The sequence below is a fragment of the uncultured Methanobrevibacter sp. genome (assembly GCF_934746965.1).
Lineage (GTDB): Archaea > Methanobacteriota > Methanobacteria > Methanobacteriales > Methanobacteriaceae > Methanocatella.
Map to the genome: position 1 here is coordinate 192,019 of NZ_CAKVFS010000001.1, position 17,664 is coordinate 209,682.

23 protein-coding genes are annotated in these 17,664 nt (G+C 27.7%); 21 read left to right on the plus strand and 2 right to left on the minus strand.

Translation table 11 applies throughout. The features are described from left to right. Nucleotides 1-198: 198 nt before the first annotated feature. Both Q0984_RS00810 and Q0984_RS00815 read left to right on the plus strand, forming a co-directional pair. Entirely contained in the window at nt 199-1,725 is a 1,527-nt protein-coding gene (locus Q0984_RS00810) for a glycosyltransferase family 39 protein (protein ID WP_299522108.1), read from the plus strand. 12 nt (nt 1,726-1,737) lie between these two features. Then, nucleotides 1,738-3,120 carry a glycosyltransferase family 39 protein gene (locus tag Q0984_RS00815; protein WP_299522111.1) on the plus strand — a complete coding sequence of 461 codons (1,383 nt, stop codon included), beginning with the start codon at nt 1,738-1,740 and terminating at the stop codon, nt 3,118-3,120. 167 nt (nt 3,121-3,287) lie between these two features. Here the strand turns inward: Q0984_RS00815 and Q0984_RS00820 are convergent, their stop codons facing one another. Next, nucleotides 3,288-5,264, minus strand: coding sequence for an IGHMBP2 family helicase (locus tag Q0984_RS00820; protein ID WP_299522114.1), 1,977 nt, complete (start codon nt 5,262-5,264; stop codon nt 3,288-3,290). A gap of 65 nt (nt 5,265-5,329) precedes the next feature. Between Q0984_RS00820 and Q0984_RS00825 the strand changes: the two genes are divergently transcribed. The 3 genes from Q0984_RS00825 to Q0984_RS00835 all read left to right on the plus strand — a co-directional run bounded on the left by Q0984_RS00825 (nt 5,330) and on the right by Q0984_RS00835 (nt 7,273). Next, complete coding sequence (locus Q0984_RS00825; protein ID WP_299522344.1) at nt 5,330-6,064, plus strand: succinylglutamate desuccinylase/aspartoacylase family protein; 735 nt, start codon at nt 5,330-5,332, stop codon at nt 6,062-6,064. A gap of 153 nt (nt 6,065-6,217) precedes the next feature. Beyond that, the gene (locus tag Q0984_RS00830; RefSeq protein ID WP_299522117.1) at nt 6,218-6,928 is read left to right on the plus strand and encodes a metal-dependent hydrolase; all 711 of its coding nucleotides are present in this window, start codon (nt 6,218-6,220) and stop codon (nt 6,926-6,928) included. Between the two features lie 24 nt (nt 6,929-6,952). Then, entirely contained in the window at nt 6,953-7,273 is a 321-nt protein-coding gene (locus Q0984_RS00835; RefSeq protein WP_299522120.1) for a multidrug efflux SMR transporter, read from the plus strand. Here Q0984_RS00835 and Q0984_RS00840 read toward each other — a convergent pair. Beyond that, nucleotides 7,270-8,217, minus strand: coding sequence for an arsenic resistance protein (locus Q0984_RS00840; RefSeq protein ID WP_299522124.1), 948 nt, complete (start codon nt 8,215-8,217; stop codon nt 7,270-7,272). The genes Q0984_RS00835 and Q0984_RS00840 overlap by 4 nt on opposite strands. Nucleotides 8,218-8,433: 216 nt before the next feature. Here Q0984_RS00840 and Q0984_RS00845 point away from each other — a divergent pair, with 216 nt between their 5' ends. Genes Q0984_RS00845 through Q0984_RS00920 form a run of 16 tightly spaced genes read left to right on the plus strand, consistent with a single transcriptional unit; the run spans nt 8,434 to nt 17,664 of the window. Continuing rightward, entirely contained in the window at nt 8,434-8,748 is a 315-nt protein-coding gene (locus Q0984_RS00845; RefSeq protein ID WP_299522127.1) for a monovalent cation/H+ antiporter subunit E, read from the plus strand. 37 nt (nt 8,749-8,785) lie between these two features. Beyond that, nucleotides 8,786-9,049 carry a monovalent cation/H+ antiporter complex subunit F gene (locus Q0984_RS00850; protein ID WP_299522130.1) on the plus strand — a complete coding sequence of 88 codons (264 nt, stop codon included), beginning with the start codon at nt 8,786-8,788 and terminating at the stop codon, nt 9,047-9,049. Beyond that, nucleotides 9,049-9,480: a cation:proton antiporter gene (locus Q0984_RS00855; protein ID WP_299522133.1), complete on the plus strand. Its 432-nt coding sequence runs from the start codon at nt 9,049-9,051 to the stop codon at nt 9,478-9,480. Before Q0984_RS00850 ends, Q0984_RS00855 begins: the two co-directional genes overlap by 1 nt. Continuing rightward, nucleotides 9,473-9,715, plus strand: coding sequence for a DUF4040 domain-containing protein (locus tag Q0984_RS00860; RefSeq protein WP_299522136.1), 243 nt, complete (start codon nt 9,473-9,475; stop codon nt 9,713-9,715). Before Q0984_RS00855 ends, Q0984_RS00860 begins: the two co-directional genes overlap by 8 nt. Continuing rightward, complete coding sequence (locus tag Q0984_RS00865) at nt 9,715-10,101, plus strand: cation:proton antiporter subunit C (protein WP_299522139.1); 387 nt, start codon at nt 9,715-9,717, stop codon at nt 10,099-10,101. Before Q0984_RS00860 ends, Q0984_RS00865 begins: the two co-directional genes overlap by 1 nt. Beyond that, nucleotides 10,094-11,551, plus strand: a complete 1,458-nt coding sequence (ehbF, locus tag Q0984_RS00870) for an energy conserving hydrogenase EhbF (protein ID WP_299522143.1) — start codon at nt 10,094-10,096, stop codon at nt 11,549-11,551. Before Q0984_RS00865 ends, ehbF begins: the two co-directional genes overlap by 8 nt. Beyond that, on the plus strand, nt 11,548-11,883 hold the full coding sequence (locus Q0984_RS00875) for a hydrogenase (protein WP_299522146.1): 336 nt from the start codon (nt 11,548-11,550) through the stop codon (nt 11,881-11,883). The genes ehbF and Q0984_RS00875 overlap by 4 nt, the downstream gene beginning before the upstream one ends. Beyond that, nucleotides 11,876-12,154: an EhbH gene (locus Q0984_RS00880; protein ID WP_299522148.1), complete on the plus strand. Its 279-nt coding sequence runs from the start codon at nt 11,876-11,878 to the stop codon at nt 12,152-12,154. Before Q0984_RS00875 ends, Q0984_RS00880 begins: the two co-directional genes overlap by 8 nt. Further along, entirely contained in the window at nt 12,151-12,624 is a 474-nt protein-coding gene (locus Q0984_RS00885) for an MnhB domain-containing protein (protein WP_299522151.1), read from the plus strand. Before Q0984_RS00880 ends, Q0984_RS00885 begins: the two co-directional genes overlap by 4 nt. A 9-nt stretch (nt 12,625-12,633) precedes the next feature. Further along, nucleotides 12,634-12,882 carry an energy-converting hydrogenase B subunit J gene (locus Q0984_RS00890; RefSeq protein WP_299522154.1) on the plus strand — a complete coding sequence of 83 codons (249 nt, stop codon included), beginning with the start codon at nt 12,634-12,636 and terminating at the stop codon, nt 12,880-12,882. A gap of 12 nt (nt 12,883-12,894) precedes the next feature. Further along, the gene (locus Q0984_RS00895; protein ID WP_299522157.1) at nt 12,895-14,310 is read left to right on the plus strand and encodes a 4Fe-4S binding protein; all 1,416 of its coding nucleotides are present in this window, start codon (nt 12,895-12,897) and stop codon (nt 14,308-14,310) included. Then, nucleotides 14,311-14,796: a 4Fe-4S binding protein gene (locus Q0984_RS00900; RefSeq protein WP_299522160.1), complete on the plus strand. Its 486-nt coding sequence runs from the start codon at nt 14,311-14,313 to the stop codon at nt 14,794-14,796. Between the two features lie 10 nt (nt 14,797-14,806). Beyond that, nucleotides 14,807-15,253, plus strand: a complete 447-nt coding sequence (locus tag Q0984_RS00905) for an NADH-quinone oxidoreductase subunit B family protein (RefSeq protein ID WP_299522162.1) — start codon at nt 14,807-14,809, stop codon at nt 15,251-15,253. A gap of 16 nt (nt 15,254-15,269) precedes the next feature. Then, on the plus strand, nt 15,270-16,397 hold the full coding sequence (locus Q0984_RS00910) for a nickel-dependent hydrogenase large subunit (RefSeq protein WP_299522165.1): 1,128 nt from the start codon (nt 15,270-15,272) through the stop codon (nt 16,395-16,397). Nucleotides 16,398-16,401: 4 nt separating this feature from the next. Beyond that, nucleotides 16,402-17,400 carry a respiratory chain complex I subunit 1 family protein gene (locus Q0984_RS00915; RefSeq protein ID WP_299522168.1) on the plus strand — a complete coding sequence of 333 codons (999 nt, stop codon included), beginning with the start codon at nt 16,402-16,404 and terminating at the stop codon, nt 17,398-17,400. A 9-nt stretch (nt 17,401-17,409) separates the two neighbouring features. Continuing rightward, nucleotides 17,410-17,664: an energy-converting hydrogenase B subunit P gene (locus tag Q0984_RS00920; protein ID WP_299522171.1), complete on the plus strand. Its 255-nt coding sequence runs from the start codon at nt 17,410-17,412 to the stop codon at nt 17,662-17,664.

Sequence of the window (17,664 nt, forward strand, 5' to 3'; positions counted from 1 at the left end):
AATATAAGTTATGTTATTCAAGTATTATTAAGTTTTACTCTTTTATATTTTATAATGTTATTATCTTTGTATTTATTTTGGAATTTAATTAATTTTTTTTAGTTTTTCTGAATATTTTTTAAAATAAATTGGTGGTTTTAAAAATATATTAATTATTTAAGTTAATTTTTTATATTTGAATTTTAAAAAATATACTGTATGAATGTATTAATCGATAGGTCTTCAAAAGAAAAATTAGGAATGTTTTTATTTGTTCTTAGTTTATTATTTACATTATTTGTGACTTATATTGGAGTGTCACGTTTTGGAATATGGTATGATGAGCAATATAGTTTAACTATGATGTTTTCATCAGTTGATTATATTTTTACTGAAGGATCTACTAATGTTCATCCATTAGGTTATTATTTTATTTTAAAATTCTTTTTTAAGATTGCAAGTATTTTATTTACAAATTTCAATGTTGTTATGCTTGGGAGATTAGTGTCTGTTATTCCTTTATTTGGGATTCTTATTTTGTCTATTACTAAAGTTAAAAAAAATTTTGGTTGGTTAACTGCAGGTTTATTTGCTTTTTGTTTATCATCTATGCCTCAATTAATGAATTTCTATGTTGAAATAAGAATGTATAGTTGGGCTTTATTTTTTGTAACTGTAAGTTTTGTTGTTATTTATGAAATTTTAAATAAACAATCTGATTTGAAAAATTGGATTATATTAACGATTGCAACAATTGCATCATTTTATACACATTATTTTGCAGGAATTGCATCAATAGGTTTGTTTTTGTTTTTATTCTTCAAATTATATTGTGAAAATAAATCTGAATTAAAAAAATGGTTTTTTTCAGTTATTTGTGTGGTGATTTCATATGTTCCATGGATTTTAATTTTACTTAATCAAATAAAACAAGTGAGTGGTTATTATTGGATTACTTTAACAACATCCACAAACATTATTGGGTTTTTAGAGTTTATTTTATCTCCTGAAAACACGATTGTCCCTGGAAATTTTGAACCTTCAATTGATTTTTCGTTATATTTCATTGTATCTATAATATTCCTTGGAATAATTATGGTGTCTATTTATTTGAATATAAAAAACAATGATGGGAATAATAGATATGCTATGGCAGGATTATTTTTAGTAGTATTTGTTTGTATTATTGGAATAATATGTTCTATTTTAATTAAACCAATGTTGCATCCGAGATATCTGATTCCAGCATTAGGATGTTTTTGGTTAGGTGTATCAATTTTAATATCAAATAATTATGATAATAAAAAGATATTTGTTCTTGCAGTTATTGTAATTTTAATTGTTGGGACAGTTAGTACTTTAAACTTTTGGGAAAATGAATCTAATGAATATCAGAATAGTTTAGAAGTTATGGATGTTATTGGTCAATTGGGAGATAATAATGTTATTATTTATAAAAATCTTTCAGCATATGGTGTAAATCCATATTATAATTTTGATAATAATAAATATATTTGGGTTACTGCAGGTTTGGATGATAATTTAGATAATTTAAATTATGAATTTAATAATATAGCTCATGAAACTGATGTACAATCTAGATTAAATAATGGTGGACATTTGTATTATGTATTTAAAGATGATGGAACAAATGTACCTTTAAAATCTACAGATAATTTAGAATTTAATAAAATTTCTTTGGAAAATTCTCAAAACATGTCATTTTATGAAGTTAATTTAAAGTAATGGGGTTTTTAAGTGTTTAATAAAAATGATTTTAATAAGACAATAAGTTTATTATTTTTATTTTTAAGTTTAGTTTTCATAGGAATAACAATTTTTTTCGCTTTAACTAAACCTTTTGTGATGTATGATGATTATTATACTTTGAGTATTGTTAGATTATCTTTTATAGACATGATTAGAGCTACTGCTGAAAATGTTCATCCTCCTTTGTATTATATTATTTTAAAGGTTTTCACGAAACTATTTAATCCTACTTCAAATTTAAGTTTATTATTATTGGGTAAAATAGTTTCGATAGTTCCATTAGTTTTATTATTTGTTTTAATTTGGACTAAAATTAAAAATGAATTCGGATATTTAGTTTCAGGAGTATTTTCATTATTAATATGTTCTTCAATGAAAGTATTGTTTTTTAGTACTGTAATTAGAATGTACTCTTGGGCTTTATTATTTTTGACTGTCCAATTTGTTTTTGCATATGATGTTTTAACTAAAAATACTAAAAAATCTTGGATTATTTTTACATTTGCAGGAATATGTTGTGCATACACTCATTATTTTACGGCCATATCATCTATAGTAATTTATTTGGGGGTTTTATTATTTTTTATATTTAATAATAAATCACAAATAAAATCCTGGTTGATGTCTGTTGTATTGTGTGTTATAACTTATTTGCCTTGGATTAATATATTATTATCTCAATTTTCTGCAGTTAGGTCAGATTATTGGATTAAACCAATAACATTTAACACAGTTTTAGAATACTTCCAATTTATATTTTCACCATCTAATGATTTGTTGGGGTTTATTTTAATATTGATGCTTATAACTGTAGTAGGTTTAATTGTAAAAAATAAAGAATTTAACAATTTCAAAATAAATTATTCATTAATGTTAATTGCTACAATGTTTATTGTTATAGCTATTGGAATATGTTTGTCCTTGTTAATCCGACCGATTTTTGTTTCAAGATATGTTTTACCTCTTTTTGGAGGGTTGTGGTTAGGATTTGCTATTCTTGTGGATAAATTTAAATCAAATAAAAAAATATTTGCAGTTTTATTAATTATGATTGTTGGAATAGCTATTGCTGGAGTTGTTGGTTTTATTAATGAAACTAATATGGAATTTGATGCTTCAAATGATAATCAAAATTTATTAAGTTCTATTAATAATGGAACTGTTGTTATTTTTAATGATGGTCTTAGTTTTTTAAGATATTCTCCTTATTTAGGTAACGATAAAATTGTTGTGGGGGATATAAATTCTTCATTAGTTAATTGTTCAAGTAATGAAATTGTTGTATTTGATAAACGTCATGATTTGGATAATTCTAATTTTGAAAAAATTGGTGAAATTAATCAGGATAATGTTTATCTTATTAAAAAATAGTTTGACAGAAGAGAACTCTTAATTGGGGAGTTATAATTGAGGTTGAAAAGTTATATGGGTTTTATATTTGAGAAAAAATTCCCCAATTAAGAGTTAGAGATTCAAAAGTTATGTATTTGCACTTTTTCTCTCTATTACTTACTTAGTATTTTCTACTATATAAAAGTTTAGGTATACCTAAAATTAATTAATAAATCATTTTTATTGCAAAATTTAATTAGTCTGGAATAAGTTGGATTTTCTTTTAAAGTTTTTACATTGCCGATTATTATTAATTTCCTTTTTGCTCGTGTAAGTGCTACATTTAATCTTCTTAAATCTTTTAAAAATCCAATATTTCCATTTTCATTACTTCTTACAGTTGAAATGATTATGATTTCTTTTTCACGTCCTTGAAATCCATCTACACTTTTTACTTCAACACTTGTTTTATCTTGAATAAGATGTACTTGGTCGCTGTAAGGACTTATAATTCCAATATTTTCCAGTTTCACACCATTTTCCAAATAATATTTGGTGATTTTAGTTGCAATTTCTGCTTCTTTTTGGTTGATTATGGATTTGGAATCTTTCAAGTGTTTTTCTTCATTATCTTTCAAATTAGATGTATCAATAAATAATAATGGTTTGGAATTGTTGTGTAATTCTTCTTTGAATCTATTTTCTTTTAAATTAGATATTTTTTCTAAATCTATAATTTCATTTATATTTATATTATCTACTTGGGAGTCACTTTTTAAATTGCCCTTGTAAAATTCTGAATTTGGAAATTTCATTAAAAAGCTATTCATTCTATATTGAACATTTAATAAACAGGATTTGTTCGGATATTTCTTAATTAGCTCTTCAAACAATGTTTTTTCAAGAGGATGTGCTTTTTTACTAATTATTGTAGGAGGCAATTGTTTATGATCTCCTGCAAGAATAAATCTTCTAGCTTTAGCTAATGGAATTAAAACACTTGGAATTGTAGCTTGTGATGCTTCATCTACTATAACAACATCAAAATTAGTTCTAGATATTTCTTCAATAGCTGATGTTGAATTAGTTGATAAAATGACATTACTATTGCCTACAATATCTTTAATGATTTTATTTTCAAGTTTTTTAATTTTATCGTGAATATCATCGATTTTTTCATTTTCTAAAAGCCAATTAGCCATGGATTCCATTTTTGAAGGACTTATTCCACGTCCACCTTTACCTTTTGATGCATTGTATAATATATCTGAATCACTAAATCCTCTTCTGTATTGTGGGGTCGGTTTAGTAAATCTATCTCTAATTTCACTTATCTGTTCTATTTTTTTATAATTTTTGTTAATTTTATGTGTTAATTGATGATTTTCAGCTTTATATGCTAATGAATATTGGATATTTTCTTTTGAAACTCTTTGAGGATGACCTAATCGGGTAACATTTAGTTTTTTGTTTTTAGATAATCTGTCTAGTATATTATCAACAGCACTGTTACTTTCGCTAGTAACTAATACTTTATTTTTTTGTCTTACTTCTTGTTGAATTAACTCAACTAATGTTCTTGTTTTTCCAGTTCCAAATGGACCATGTATTAAAAAAAAGTTTTCAGTATTTATAGCATTTTTAACCGCATTTTTCTGTGACTGATTAAGAGAAGTGTCTATAAAATCAACATATTTTTCTTTTTTACTTTCCTTAGGGTCTCTTTTTTTTAAAGAATATTCAAGTGCGTTTTTACCTTTTGTGCTTAAATGCAATAAATTATCTTCCATTCTTTTAAAAGTAATGTCATTTGCATATAAATCTATCCTAACTTTCTTTTTAAGAGCCCATTTTGGGATTGATTTTTCAAAAGCTACTTTAAGGAATCTAGCACCTTTTTCAACTACAGTTCCAGTTAAATCACTTCTAAGGGGATATCCAGTACTAATTAGAACCATATCTCCAATACTGATTTCAGTTTCTATTTTTTGAGATCTTCCAAATTGTACAATCTGAGAACCTAACTGTTTTCCTAAATATTTTCCTTTTACTTTATTAATAGCTCTTCCTAAGTCTTCTCTTTTCTTGGGAGATAAATTTTTTATTTCATTAGTCATTAATTCAATTTCAGCATCTCTCTCATAATTTATAAGCTTTATTAGTTGTTTAATATATTTTTTCAATTTTATCCCTAGATTATAATTATGTTATACTATAAATAAAAGTTTTAAATTAATATTAAATAATGATAACTTTTAAGAAAATTGATGATTTCAATGATTTAAAGATGACTTTTATTTCAAAAAGCTCTGGAGGATATATTTCAAAAAATAAGTATATTTTTGATAAAATAGAGTTAAATCCTTTAAATCAGTTTATTCTAGAACAATCGGTGTATGGAACACCTATGTTTAAATTAGGAACTGGTGGATTTAATATTTTAATGATTTCTGGAATTCATGGTAATGAGTTGCCATCTCAGATAGCTAGTTTGAAATTATTAAATGAATTACTTAATTCTACATTAGAAAACACAATTTATATTATTCCTTTTGCTGCTCCAAATGCTACTATGAATAATGAAAGAACATTCAATTCAAGAGATTTAAATAGATCAGCTCATATTAAAAATTCATTAAGTAATTTAATCATTCAAGCTATTGATGAGTTAAACATAAGTTTTGTTGGAGATTTTCATTCAACAGCTAAAAATAGCAATCCTGGTTTTGAATCAGTTTTTTCAAGTAGAAATCCATCTCCTGAAAGTTGTTTAATAGCTAATCATATTTCAACACAAATGGGAAGTAAAGTAATTACTTTTGAAACTGCCGGTAAAATTTATAAAGGAGCTGTTGAAGATGTTTGTAATTTAAAAGGAATTCCTGCAATTACTGGTGAAGTTTTATCTCCATTTGCAACTGTTGGAAAAGGAAGTGTTGAAAAGTCTTTTCGTCAAATGAAAAGTTTTTTAGATTATTTTTAAAAAAATCAATTATTTCCTATTTTTAAAATTCTAATTGAGTATTAGTTTATAGTGGACTGTCTTTTTTTAATTATAATATTGCTGAAATACTTTTCAAATGCTATCACTATTAATTTTTAATATAAATTATAATTATAAAATTAAGGTGATTTTTTGTCTTCATATAAGGGACATACATTATTTGCATTGATTTTAGGGATCATGTTTTTTAACAATCCTTTAATTATAGCTTTAAGTATAATTGGTGCTAATATTCCTGATTTTGATCATAAATTTAAAAAAGACAATGTTTATAGAATGATTATTTTAGGATTGATTGTATTTATATCTCTTTATATCTTAAAATTACCTTATTATTTAGGTTTAATAATAGTATTTCTAGGAACTGTCTTTTATTTTTCCCAACACAGAAGTTTTACTCACTCTATTTTCGGTGTACTCACATTAACTGCGGCAGTTTCATTAATACTTATTTGGGCATATGAAATACTCATGAATATAACTGTGATTTCCACATCTTACTTATTCATGGCTATTTTAATAGCTCTTTTAAGTTTTTTATTTTTAAATAAAAAATTAATATTAATATTCTTACCGTTATTTTTTATCAGTTTATTTTTCTTTGGAACATTAACTATAAATTATGTGGAAGTGGCTATCGGATTATTTTTAGGATTATTGAGCCATATTGTATTGGATTCATTTAGTCCTGCAGGAATAAAATTATTTGCACCATTATCTTCTAAAAAATATCATAAAAAATTTGGAATTGTTGTTATTGTAATATTATTTGTATTGGCTATTTATTTAAGGAGATTTGAAATAATTGAGTTAATGCAATGCTTTTTTCCAAATATTTATTAATACTATTTTTTAAAACTATGATGTATGAATTCATGGATTTATTTAATTATTGCAGGTATTTTTGAAATGGGATGGGTATTGGCTTTAAAATTTTCTGAAAATTTCACAAGATTGTTATTTTCTATTTTAACAGTTATATTCATGATTTTAAGTTTAATTTTCTTATCTTTTTCATTTAAAACAATTCCTATGGGAACTGCATATGCTTGTTGGACAGCTATTGGTGCAATTGGAGTTATAATTTTTGGAATTTTCTTTTTAGGGGAATCTGCAAACCTTTTAAGAATCTTTTTTATAGGGGTAGTTATAGCAGGAATCATTGGATTAAAATTAACTACTCCTTAATATCTTTTTTTAATACTTGTTAGAATCTTTGATATGCAATATAATACTGGTAATTCTATTAGTGGTCCAATTACTAGTCCGATTAATATTAATTCTCTTCCTGGAAATGAGTTTACAGCAATAGCTAGTGCTAAAGGTGAATTACGTGCTAATGTAGTCATAGTTAAGCTTACATAATCTTCATATGTAAATTCTATTTTTTTAGATATTGTAAAGTCTAAAATAAGATTTATAATGAAAAATAAGATTAAAGGGATGAATATTAATAAAATTGAATTTAAATTATCAAATACAATTTCTCCTTTACTGTTAAATATTCCGAATATTGCAATAGCTAAAAATATTATTTGGCAGTTTGAAAAGAAATTGGTTATTTTTTCATTAAGTTTTTCTTTATTTTTTAGTATAAATTTGGTTAGTTGCGCTAAAACAAAGGGGATTATAACAACAATTAATATGGAGTATCCTAATTCATAGTAATTCATAGAATTGTTACTTGCAAAGAATAAAATTAGATATATTGGTAATAATATAATTTGAAGTATTAAATTTATTGGGAGTATTGAAAGGCTTAAATTTACATTTCCTTTTGCCATTTTTGTAAATACGAGGTACCAGTCGGTACAAGGGGTTAAAATGAGCATGAAAAATCCAATGAATATATCTATATTTCCTTTTAAAAATAATGATCCCAGGAAGTATCCTAAAAGTGGTGTCCAGATAAAATTTATTATTAAGCTTGTTGAGGTAAATTTAACATTTTTAAAACTGTTTTTTAAATCTTTAATTGGAACTTCTAAAAACAGCCCATATAACATTAAACAGAGGAATAAAGTTATTAATGATTCACTGTTGTTGTTTAAAATTGAAATATCACTTAATTCAAGGCCGGTTATTATTGCAATGAATATTATTATAGGTTCTGTTTTTTCTAGAATTTCCATTTAAATCACTTTTTTAGGTACATCTAAATTTTATTAGTATTAATATAAATAATTTTTTTAAGTAGTTGTCTTGATTCTAATTTTAGGTGATTTTTTCATCTCAGATTAAATGCATACATTTATAATAAATAATCATGATAAATAATAATGTTTATATGGTCAATTTTTTAATTTTAATTATGTTGACTTTTTAATCTACGAAATGGAGCTTATTTAATGTTTTTAACTAGACTAGGTTATGGAATATTATATTTCTTAGACCTTATTTATGAAATAATTAAAGCAACATATGATGTTGCTGTTAATGGAATTATGAGACAAAATATTAATCCTGTTGTTGTAGAAATTGAAACAGTTTTAGAGAGGCCTGTTTCTCAAACAATTTTAGCAAATAGTATTTCTTTAACTCCAGGAACTTTGTCTGTTGATTTGGATTCTGAAAATAACATTATTAAAGTAGCTGCTATTTCTCCAAGAAGTAAGGAAGATATTATTCCTTTTGAATCATATATAAAGAAGATGTTGGAGTAATTTTCTTTATATTTATTAATTGTTGAGTGGGATAGTAATGGACATATTATTTATTTCAAAATATTTTGTGGTTATTGCATCAATGATAATGATGTTTGCTGCTTTAAGGGCAGGTGCTTATAAATCCACATCAATGGGACTTTTAAGTAGTTCTGTTGTGGTTGTAGCCTTTGCATTATCTTTACTTGTTGTTGGGGATATGTATGGTATAACTTTCTTTAAAGACATATCTATGGCTTTAGTGTTATTTGGATTTATAGGGACTGTTGCTTTTGCTGTTACTCAGGGAGGAGATGACTAATGTTTATAATTGAATTAATTCAGTCTATTTTCCTTATTATTTCAGCTATTTTAATAATAATATCTGCTATTGGATTTGTAACTTTAGATAAAAATATGGATAATCTAATTTATGCTAGAATTCATGTTGCAGGTGTTTTTGATATAGCATTTATTTTAGCAATGCTTGGATTGCAACAATATCTTTTAGCAGGTATTTATTTAGTTATAGCACCATTTACAGCACATGCAATAGCTAATGCTTTTTATAATTCTGAAGATAAAGTAAATAATCTACAGAATAAAAATGTGGAAGTTGAAAGTTCAAAAGATGAAAATCCATTTGTTCATAATATAAATGATGTTAAAAAAATGGAAAATGAATCAAATGATGGTAGAAAGGATAATATTAAATTTTCTATTTCTACATTAGAAATTAGTGAGGATGAGTAAGATGTTAAGTATTATATTAATGATTATTACAGTTGTAAGTGCGATTCTTGCTCTTATTCAAAAAGATTTGTTGAAAGCAGCAATGTTAACAGGATTTTCTGGAGGGGCTCTTGCAGTACTTTTCCAAATTTTACTAGCTCCTGATGTTGCTTTAACACAGGCTATTGTTGGTGCAGCTATTGTTCCTGTATTTTTGGCATTAGCTATTAAAAAAACACAAAGGGATGATTCATAATGGCATATATGCAATTAGCAGCGTTAATTACTGCAGGAGCTTTGGTTGTTGTAGGTCTTTTTGCAGCTATTTTCATTGATAATATCATAAAAAAGATAATTGGTATTAGTTTTATTGAAGAAGGTGCAAATTTATTTATTATTGCTATTGGGTATAAACCTGGTGGAGTGGTTCCAATTTTGATGCCTGGAATGAATTCATCTTGGTATGCTGCAAATTCAGCATATCCTTTACCATTTGGGTTAGTATTAACTAGTATTGTAATTGGAGCAAGTACTTTAGCAGTAATGTTAGCTATTGTAATGGTTATCTATAAGAAATATGGAACTTTAAGTACAAAAGTATTGTTGGCAGATACATCTAAACAGGAGGAATATAATGAGTAATTATTTAATTCCACTTATGGTAATAGTTCCTATGCTTTGTGCAATACTTGTAAATGTATTTTCTAAATTTAATAAGTCTGTTAAAATATTATCATTTGTAGTAGCTATCTGCTTACCAATAATTCCGTTACTTTCTAATTATGGATTGCATTTCTTTGGAGGTTATACTCCAATGGTTGATAATGTAACTGGAGTTGTTTATCACCCTGCTATTACATATTCATTTGATATGTTGCAACAGATATTTATTGCAGTAATAGGATTAATAACTTTCTTAGTTGCGTTTATTTATTTATCAAAATATAAAAAAGCTTCTGGACATTATTTATTCTTGTTATTTATGGGTACTGCATCTGTAACAGCATTATTACTTACTGATGATATATTTAACATGTTTGTATTTTTTGAAATACTTGCATTAGTTCAAGTAGGTATTGTGATTGCATCACCTATGGATTATAGTTATGAAATGGCTTTAAAATACATGGTTTTAGGATCTATTGGAAGTCCAATAATGCTTTTAGGAATTGGATTTTTACTTGCAAGTACAGGTAATATTAATATTTCTGATATTGTTGTAGCACTTCATAATGGAACTTTAAGTATGACTTCTCCTGTTTTATTAATGGCATTTGCTTTAATATTCTTCGGATGGTTATATGCTTCAGGATTACCTCCATTCCATGTTATAAAATCTGGAATATATAGTAAAGCAGAACCTCATGGTGCAGCATTACTCCAGGCATTTACAGTTATTTCAATGATTTCCATTGTTTTAATAATGTTTAGAATATTCCATGAATTACCAATCTTTGAACTGTTATTAATATTGTTTTCAATTTTAGCAATGATTCTAGGTGTTTCTCTAGCTTTAACTCAAACAGATTTCAGAAGAATGATAGGTTATTTAGCAGTAGGGGAACTTGGTTTTATTGGATTGGGTATTGGTCTTGGAACTCAGTTTTCTATTACTGCAGGTCTTTTCCAAGCACTTAATGAAATAATAACTACTGCATTATTATTTATAGGATTTGGACTTATAGCTTATGTAACTAAAGAAGAGGATACTCGTAAATTAGGTGGACTATTAGCTTACCATCCAAAAGTTGGTTTAATGCTTCTGTTTGGTGGTTTGGCTATGGCAGGTGTTCCTCCATTTAGTGGATTCCAAAGTAAATTAATGCTTGTTCAAGCTTCATTAAGTTGCGGATATCCAGAATTATCTATTCTTGCAGTTATTGTAAGTATAGCTACATTTGTTGTATTTGTTAAAACATTCTATGGAATGTTTTTAAGACCAAAACCAGCTACATTGGAAGTACCTGATAATGATGTACCTAAATCTGCAGTATTTGCAATGGGTGTTTTATTAATATTAATTATTGTATTAGGTATTTGTCCCGGTATTGTTACAAATGGAATTTCTGAATTTGTAGGAGGTATTTTATGAAACTTTATGACCAGATATTCAATGTTGTAAAAGATTTTAGAAAATTCTTTTCTCCAGGTCCTGTAACTAATGCTGATGTTTCTGGAAGTATTACATCTGAAATATTGTTAATTGTTTCATTAGTAATGGTATGTTTATTATTAAGACATGTTCATTTATTACTTGCAGGTATTGTTACTTTAATTATTCTTGTTGTTTTAGTAAAAAACATGCCATTAATTCCTAAATTTAAAATAGAACAGGATGATTCATTAGATAAAATGATATTTTACACGGTTATGGTTTTAGGAATAATTGTTGTGTTTGTTTATTGGGGTGGTAACTTTGTCTAATAGTATTAAAACTATAATTGCATCAATAGTTACAGTATTATTTTCTGTATCTTTATTTGATGCATTATTTAATTTAAATAAGGTTATTGTTCCTGGTGTAAGTAATATTTATAATGAGTTAGGTACTCAAATATCTCCAAATTTAATTACTGTTGTAATTTTTGATTTCAGAGGTTATGATACTTTGGGAGAATCTATTATATTATTAACTGCAGGTTTAGTTGTTTTACTTGTATTTGGTAGAGGAAGATTAGGAGGTAAAGAAGAATGAGTCAAAATAGTGTAATTTTAAAGTTAATAGCTTTACCAATTGCTATTTTTGTATCATGTATGGGGATAATGACTATTTTAGGAGGTCATATAACTCCTGGTGGAGGTTTCCAAGGGGGAGCTATGATTACTGCAGGAGTGATTATATGTCTTTTAGTTTATGGTTTGGATAAATCTCCAATAAATTTATCTCATGATTTTGTTAGTGCAGTTGAAGGATTTGGAATTTTAGTTTATATTGGGCTTGGTCTTGTAGGTTTGTTCTTTGCAGGATCTTTCTTGTACAATGTAGGAACTGATATTTCTGGTGTTGTTCCAGATTTTGTAAGGACAATTTTCCATTATCCTGATGTAACAAATGCAGGTATACTTCCATATTTGAATATTGTAGTAGGTTTAAAAGTATTTGTTGGATTAAGCGCAATTGTCATAGCTTTTATGGGTTTTAAAAAGTTTGAAGAGGAGAACTGAGGTGAACATATGTTAAATTTAGGTGCAATAATATTTGGATTTTTATTAGGTGTTCTTGTAGGATCTCAAATTAAAAGTAAACGTATGGATACACAGTTCACCTTAGCATCATTTGTAATAATTTTCATAGTTGGATTGGTATCTGCATGGCAATTAGGGCCGTTTCCATTTTACACAGATATGCCAATAGCTTCCGGATTTTTCTTTGGATTGCTCGGTATTTTTGTAGGTAAACTATTATTTGGTAGAGGAGAGTAAGGAGTTTTTATAATGTTTGTATCGACTAATACATGTGAAGGAATAGGGGACTGTATTAAACAATGCCCTACTAAAGCTATTCGTTTAATTAATGGAAAGGCTTTAAGCTGTCTTACTTGTGGTTTATGTTATAAAAATTGTCCAAGTAATGCAATATTTGTTAATAATTATGGAGGTTATGTTGTAGACAGAGCTAAATGTAGTGGCTGTGGAATGTGTATGTATAACTGTCCTATAAACAATATTAAAATTGAAGATGGGGTAGTTTATGGTATTTGCTCACGTTGTGGGGTTTGTGAAGATGCCTGTCCATCACATTCAAGAATAGATAGTTTTAAGTTAACTGAAGAAAAACAGTTGGAATTTATAAAATCGTTAAGTACTGCATTACCAACATATAAAGGAGTTCCACATAAGACTAATGAAGTAACTCAAGTATCTAGAAGGTATTTTGCAACGGATTATGATAACTGTATATTCTGTGGAAGGTGTGAGGAATATTGTCCAACATCTACTATTCATGTAACTTTAGATAGGGATGAAGGTATTTGTAGTGATTGTGGACTTTGTGTTGATGTTTGTCCAAATGGTGCAATGAATAAAAATCATATAGTTAATAAAAACATCTGTACACTTTGTTTGAATTGTTTAAAAGCATGTCCTCATAATGCAGTATCTATTGAGAATTTTAAGATAAATGTAAATCATATTAATCAAAAACCAGAAGGTTCTATTATATCTTGTATTAATTGTGGATTATGCGCAACATTGTCTGAAAATGAATCATTACGTTATGATGATTCAAAATTAAGGTATGATCCAACAGAAGATATTGGAGAAAATATTTCAAAATCACATAAAATAGCTATTGATTCTTGTCCAACAGGTACTCTTAGAGAAGATGAAGAAATGCTTCTTGTTAATGAAATAAATGGGGAAGAACAAAAAACACTTTCTGGATTTTGTGTATCCTGTGGAAATTGTGTTAAAGTCTGTGATAATAATGCAAGATTATTTAAAATAGCTACATGGGACGGTTCAATAACTGATGATTGTATTTCTTGTGGAATATGCTGTGAAGTTTGTCAGGAAAATGCCATTACTTTACATAGAGGAAGTATTTCTGTTGATTTGGATAAATGTATATTATGTGAAAACTGTGGTGTGCATTGTCCAGTTAATGCAATTCCAAAAACTACAATGCATAAAAAAGAGATTATTGATGGTTTTTGTTTCATTGAACAAAAATTATGCATGCATTGTGGATTATGTTATGATATTTGTCCATATGATGCAATTAACAAAAAAGAGGATAAATTTGAAGTAAATGAAGAAAAATGTAAATATTGTGGGGCATGTAAAAATGCTTGTCCGGCAAATGCATTTATGTTTGAAAGAACTTTTAGAGATTCTATAGAGGGGATCTAAATGATAAACATGCTTAAAATAGCTTTGGAAGGAGCATTCACTAACTTTAAAAGAATATTCTTTGCAGCAGATAGGGTTACTGACATGGAAATAAGAAAACAGGTATCTACACTTACAGTGGAACCAACTAAAAAAGTTGATGAAGATGCTTGTATTGGTTGTGGAGGTTGTGCTAATGTTTGCCCAACAAATGCTATTGAAATGAAAAAATTAGCATCTCCAGTAAAGTTAACTGATAATTGGACAAAAACAGAAGTTCCAGAGTTAAACCCACTTAAATGTGTTGTATGTTATTATTGTCATGATTTTTGTCCAGTATTTTTATTGTATGGTGAAAAAGGAACAGTTCATCCAAATACTGTTGGAAATCAAGAAGTGGATGTTTCAAAACTTATTAACCAACCAGTTAAAATATCTGATGATAAATTAAAAGTTATTTCACAGTATCTTTCAGATAAAACAATATTAAAAAATAAGGAAGATTAAGGGGGATTATATGGGAATTAAATCATTTTCAAGAGCAAGAGCAATACATCTAATGTTAGTTTATACTGGTGGATGTAATGGGTGCGATATTGAGATTGTTAACTCTGTATTATCACCTAAATTTGATGCTGAACAATATAAAGTGTTTTTAACATGGAATCCTCGTGAAGCTGATGTTTTGGTTGTCACAGGTCCTGTAACTAAACTAAATAGAAAACCATTAGAAGAAATTTATAATGCTATACCTGAACCTAAATTGGTGGTGGCTGCAGGAAGTTGTGCTTTGATGGGTGGAGTTTATAAAAATATTCATGGAGATATTCCATCTGAAGAAATTGAAGGACCTGTTGAAAATATAATACCTGTTGATGCAAAGGTTCCGGGTTGTGCTGTAAGGCCTCAGGATATTTTATCAGGAGTTGTATCAATTTTACCAAAATTATTAGATGCAGATTAATAAAAGGAGTTTAAAAATGGATGAAAAAATACCAAATAGTAAAATTATAGAAACTGAAATTCCTATGGGTACAGTTCACCCAGCTGCATTAGAACCGTATAGGGTCAGACTTTTTGTAGAAGATGAAATTGTTCAGGAAGCTGAAATAACTATTGGGGTTAACCATAGGGGAATAGAAAGAATCATGGAAGGACTTCCTGTTGAAAAAGCTAATGCATTAACTGAAAAAATATGTGGAATTTGTTCTAATGCTCATGTTTGGAATTCTGTAAGAACTGCAGAATTAGGTTTGGATATTGAAATTCCAAAAAGAGCTAGTTATATTAGAATTATTGTTGGTGAATTAGAAAGATTGCATAGTCATTTTCTTTATTTGGCTCATGGATGTGAAGTTTTAGCTCATGAAACATTTTCAATGAGGGTATTTTACCTTAGAGAAATCGTAATGGAACTTTTAAACATGATTGGTGGAAATCGTGTTCAATATGGTTGTTCTGTTATTGGTGGAATCCGTCCAAGATGTGACTTAGATTCTAAAAGAATTGAAAGATTAATTGTTGATATTGATAAGTTAGAAGAAGGTTTAACAGATTTTGTAAATAGGTTCACTGCAGACTCAATATTGATGTCTAGGGTTACTGGTGTTGGTGTACTTCCTCAAAAACAAGCTATTAAATTAGATGTTACTGGCCCAACTTTAAGAGCTACTGGTGTTGTGCAGGATTTGAGAACAACGATGAAAGAATATGATGATTTTGATTTTAATATTATAACTCAGGAAGATGGTGATGTTAAAGCTAATTTGATGATGAGGGCATTAGAATCCTTTGAATCAATTAAAATAATTCGTCAAGCTATTGCTAATTTGCCTGAAGGGCCAGTTGTAACTAGAAATTGGGAAATGAAAGATACTGATATTATTGAAAGTCGTATTGAAGTTCCAAGGGGAACATTGTATCATTCTTATGCTTTAGAAAGTGGAAGAGTTAGGCATTCTATTATTAGAACTCCATCTATGGCAAATATTGGTGCAATGCAATATGCCTGTATTGGTGATCAAATAACTGATGCGCAATTGTGTATTGTTCAGTGTGATCCATGTTTTACTTGTACTGATAGAGTAATTGAGATAATTAGGAGATAAAATTATGATGCAAAATACTATTATTTTCTCTATTTTAGCAGTAATTGTTACAGTAGTGGTATGTTTTGTTGTAAGTACATTTTTACCTGGTATTGAAAGAAAATATGTTCATGCTAGAATTCAACAAAGAATTGGTCCACCAGTAACTTCTCCAGGAATTATGGCTCCAATTAAATTTGTATTTAAGGAAAATGTTAGAGTATCTTCTCCGCTTCCAAATTTATATAAAGCATTACCTATTATATGTTTCATAGTAGTGTTGTGTATATTAATAGCTTTAACTCCTCAAGCATTTCATATTCCGGCATTAGCTAGTTTAATAGCTGTTGTTGGTTTGTTAAAAGTTGAAGAAATATGTTATGTGTTAATGGGAGCATTATCTAAATCAATCATGTCTGTTGGAATGCCCTTTCCAGATTTAGTAAAAGGAGCAGTTCATAAAAATGCTACTAGGTCTTTCATGGAAGATATAAGTGCAAGAAGATCTTTAAGAATGATTACTTATGGTTCATTCCCATTATATTTATCAGTATTTGCACCTATAACTTATGCTGGAAGCATTTATCTTCAAGATATAATTCAATATCAACAAGCTAATGGACCATTTTTATTTACAGTATCTGGAGCTATTGCAGCTATTGTATTTTTCATTGGTTATATGATTTTATTAAATGAATATCCGTTTTCAATCATCAAAGCAAAATCTGATGTAATTGAAGGTCCTTATATGGAATATGCTGCTAAATATCGGGCAGTTGTATTTATTACAAGAGGATTTTTTATGTTTGTTCTTGGTGCATTGTTTTCAGTATTGTTTATTGGTATTCCACCAAGTATATTTTCATGGGGAATTTTAGTTAATATAATTGTAGCATTGGTATTTGTAGTTATGATGGGTATTTTCTCAGCATTTACTCCAGTGTTTACAAATAGACAATTATTACCTACTATTGTTGGAATATCTTTACTTGGAGTGTTATCTATTGTAATTGGTGTATTATGAGGTGATTATTTGAAATTTGTTATGCAACCAAAACATATAATAAGTCTTGGAGGATATATTGTAGAAACACAGTTTCCTTATAGGAATCTTATAGTTGTAAATAAAACTTCTGAACCTATTAAGATTGAAATTCCAGTTTTTGATGAAAGTTGGATTGATGAACATAGGGATTTAGGACTGGAAGTGATTCCTGTATCAAAAGAGGATAATTTTTTAAAAATGTGGAAAAGAGCACATGCACAATTAGATAAAATAAGGAATTAA

Coding starts and splice junctions, on each gene's coding strand:
- Q0984_RS00900 (WP_299522160.1), top strand. CDS start 14,311: ATGATAAACATGCTTAAAATAGCTTTGGAAGGAGCATTCACTAACTTT.
- Q0984_RS00905 (WP_299522162.1), top strand. CDS start 14,807: ATGGGAATTAAATCATTTTCAAGAGCAAGAGCAATACATCTAATGTTA.
- Q0984_RS00840 (WP_299522124.1), bottom strand. CDS start 8,217: ATGGAAATTCTAGAAAAAACAGAACCTATAATAATATTCATTGCAATA.
- Q0984_RS00875 (WP_299522146.1), top strand. CDS start 11,548: ATGAAACTTTATGACCAGATATTCAATGTTGTAAAAGATTTTAGAAAA.
- ehbF (WP_299522143.1), top strand. CDS start 10,094: ATGAGTAATTATTTAATTCCACTTATGGTAATAGTTCCTATGCTTTGT.
- Q0984_RS00845 (WP_299522127.1), top strand. CDS start 8,434: ATGTTTTTAACTAGACTAGGTTATGGAATATTATATTTCTTAGACCTT.
- Q0984_RS00860 (WP_299522136.1), top strand. CDS start 9,473: ATGAGTAAGATGTTAAGTATTATATTAATGATTATTACAGTTGTAAGT.
- Q0984_RS00895 (WP_299522157.1), top strand. CDS start 12,895: ATGTTTGTATCGACTAATACATGTGAAGGAATAGGGGACTGTATTAAA.
- Q0984_RS00810 (WP_299522108.1), top strand. CDS start 199: ATGAATGTATTAATCGATAGGTCTTCAAAAGAAAAATTAGGAATGTTT.
- Q0984_RS00915 (WP_299522168.1), top strand. CDS start 16,402: ATGATGCAAAATACTATTATTTTCTCTATTTTAGCAGTAATTGTTACA.
- Q0984_RS00865 (WP_299522139.1), top strand. CDS start 9,715: ATGGCATATATGCAATTAGCAGCGTTAATTACTGCAGGAGCTTTGGTT.
- Q0984_RS00855 (WP_299522133.1), top strand. CDS start 9,049: ATGTTTATAATTGAATTAATTCAGTCTATTTTCCTTATTATTTCAGCT.
- Q0984_RS00850 (WP_299522130.1), top strand. CDS start 8,786: ATGGACATATTATTTATTTCAAAATATTTTGTGGTTATTGCATCAATG.
- Q0984_RS00890 (WP_299522154.1), top strand. CDS start 12,634: ATGTTAAATTTAGGTGCAATAATATTTGGATTTTTATTAGGTGTTCTT.
- Q0984_RS00885 (WP_299522151.1), top strand. CDS start 12,151: ATGAGTCAAAATAGTGTAATTTTAAAGTTAATAGCTTTACCAATTGCT.
- Q0984_RS00835 (WP_299522120.1), top strand. CDS start 6,953: ATGAATTCATGGATTTATTTAATTATTGCAGGTATTTTTGAAATGGGA.
- Q0984_RS00910 (WP_299522165.1), top strand. CDS start 15,270: ATGGATGAAAAAATACCAAATAGTAAAATTATAGAAACTGAAATTCCT.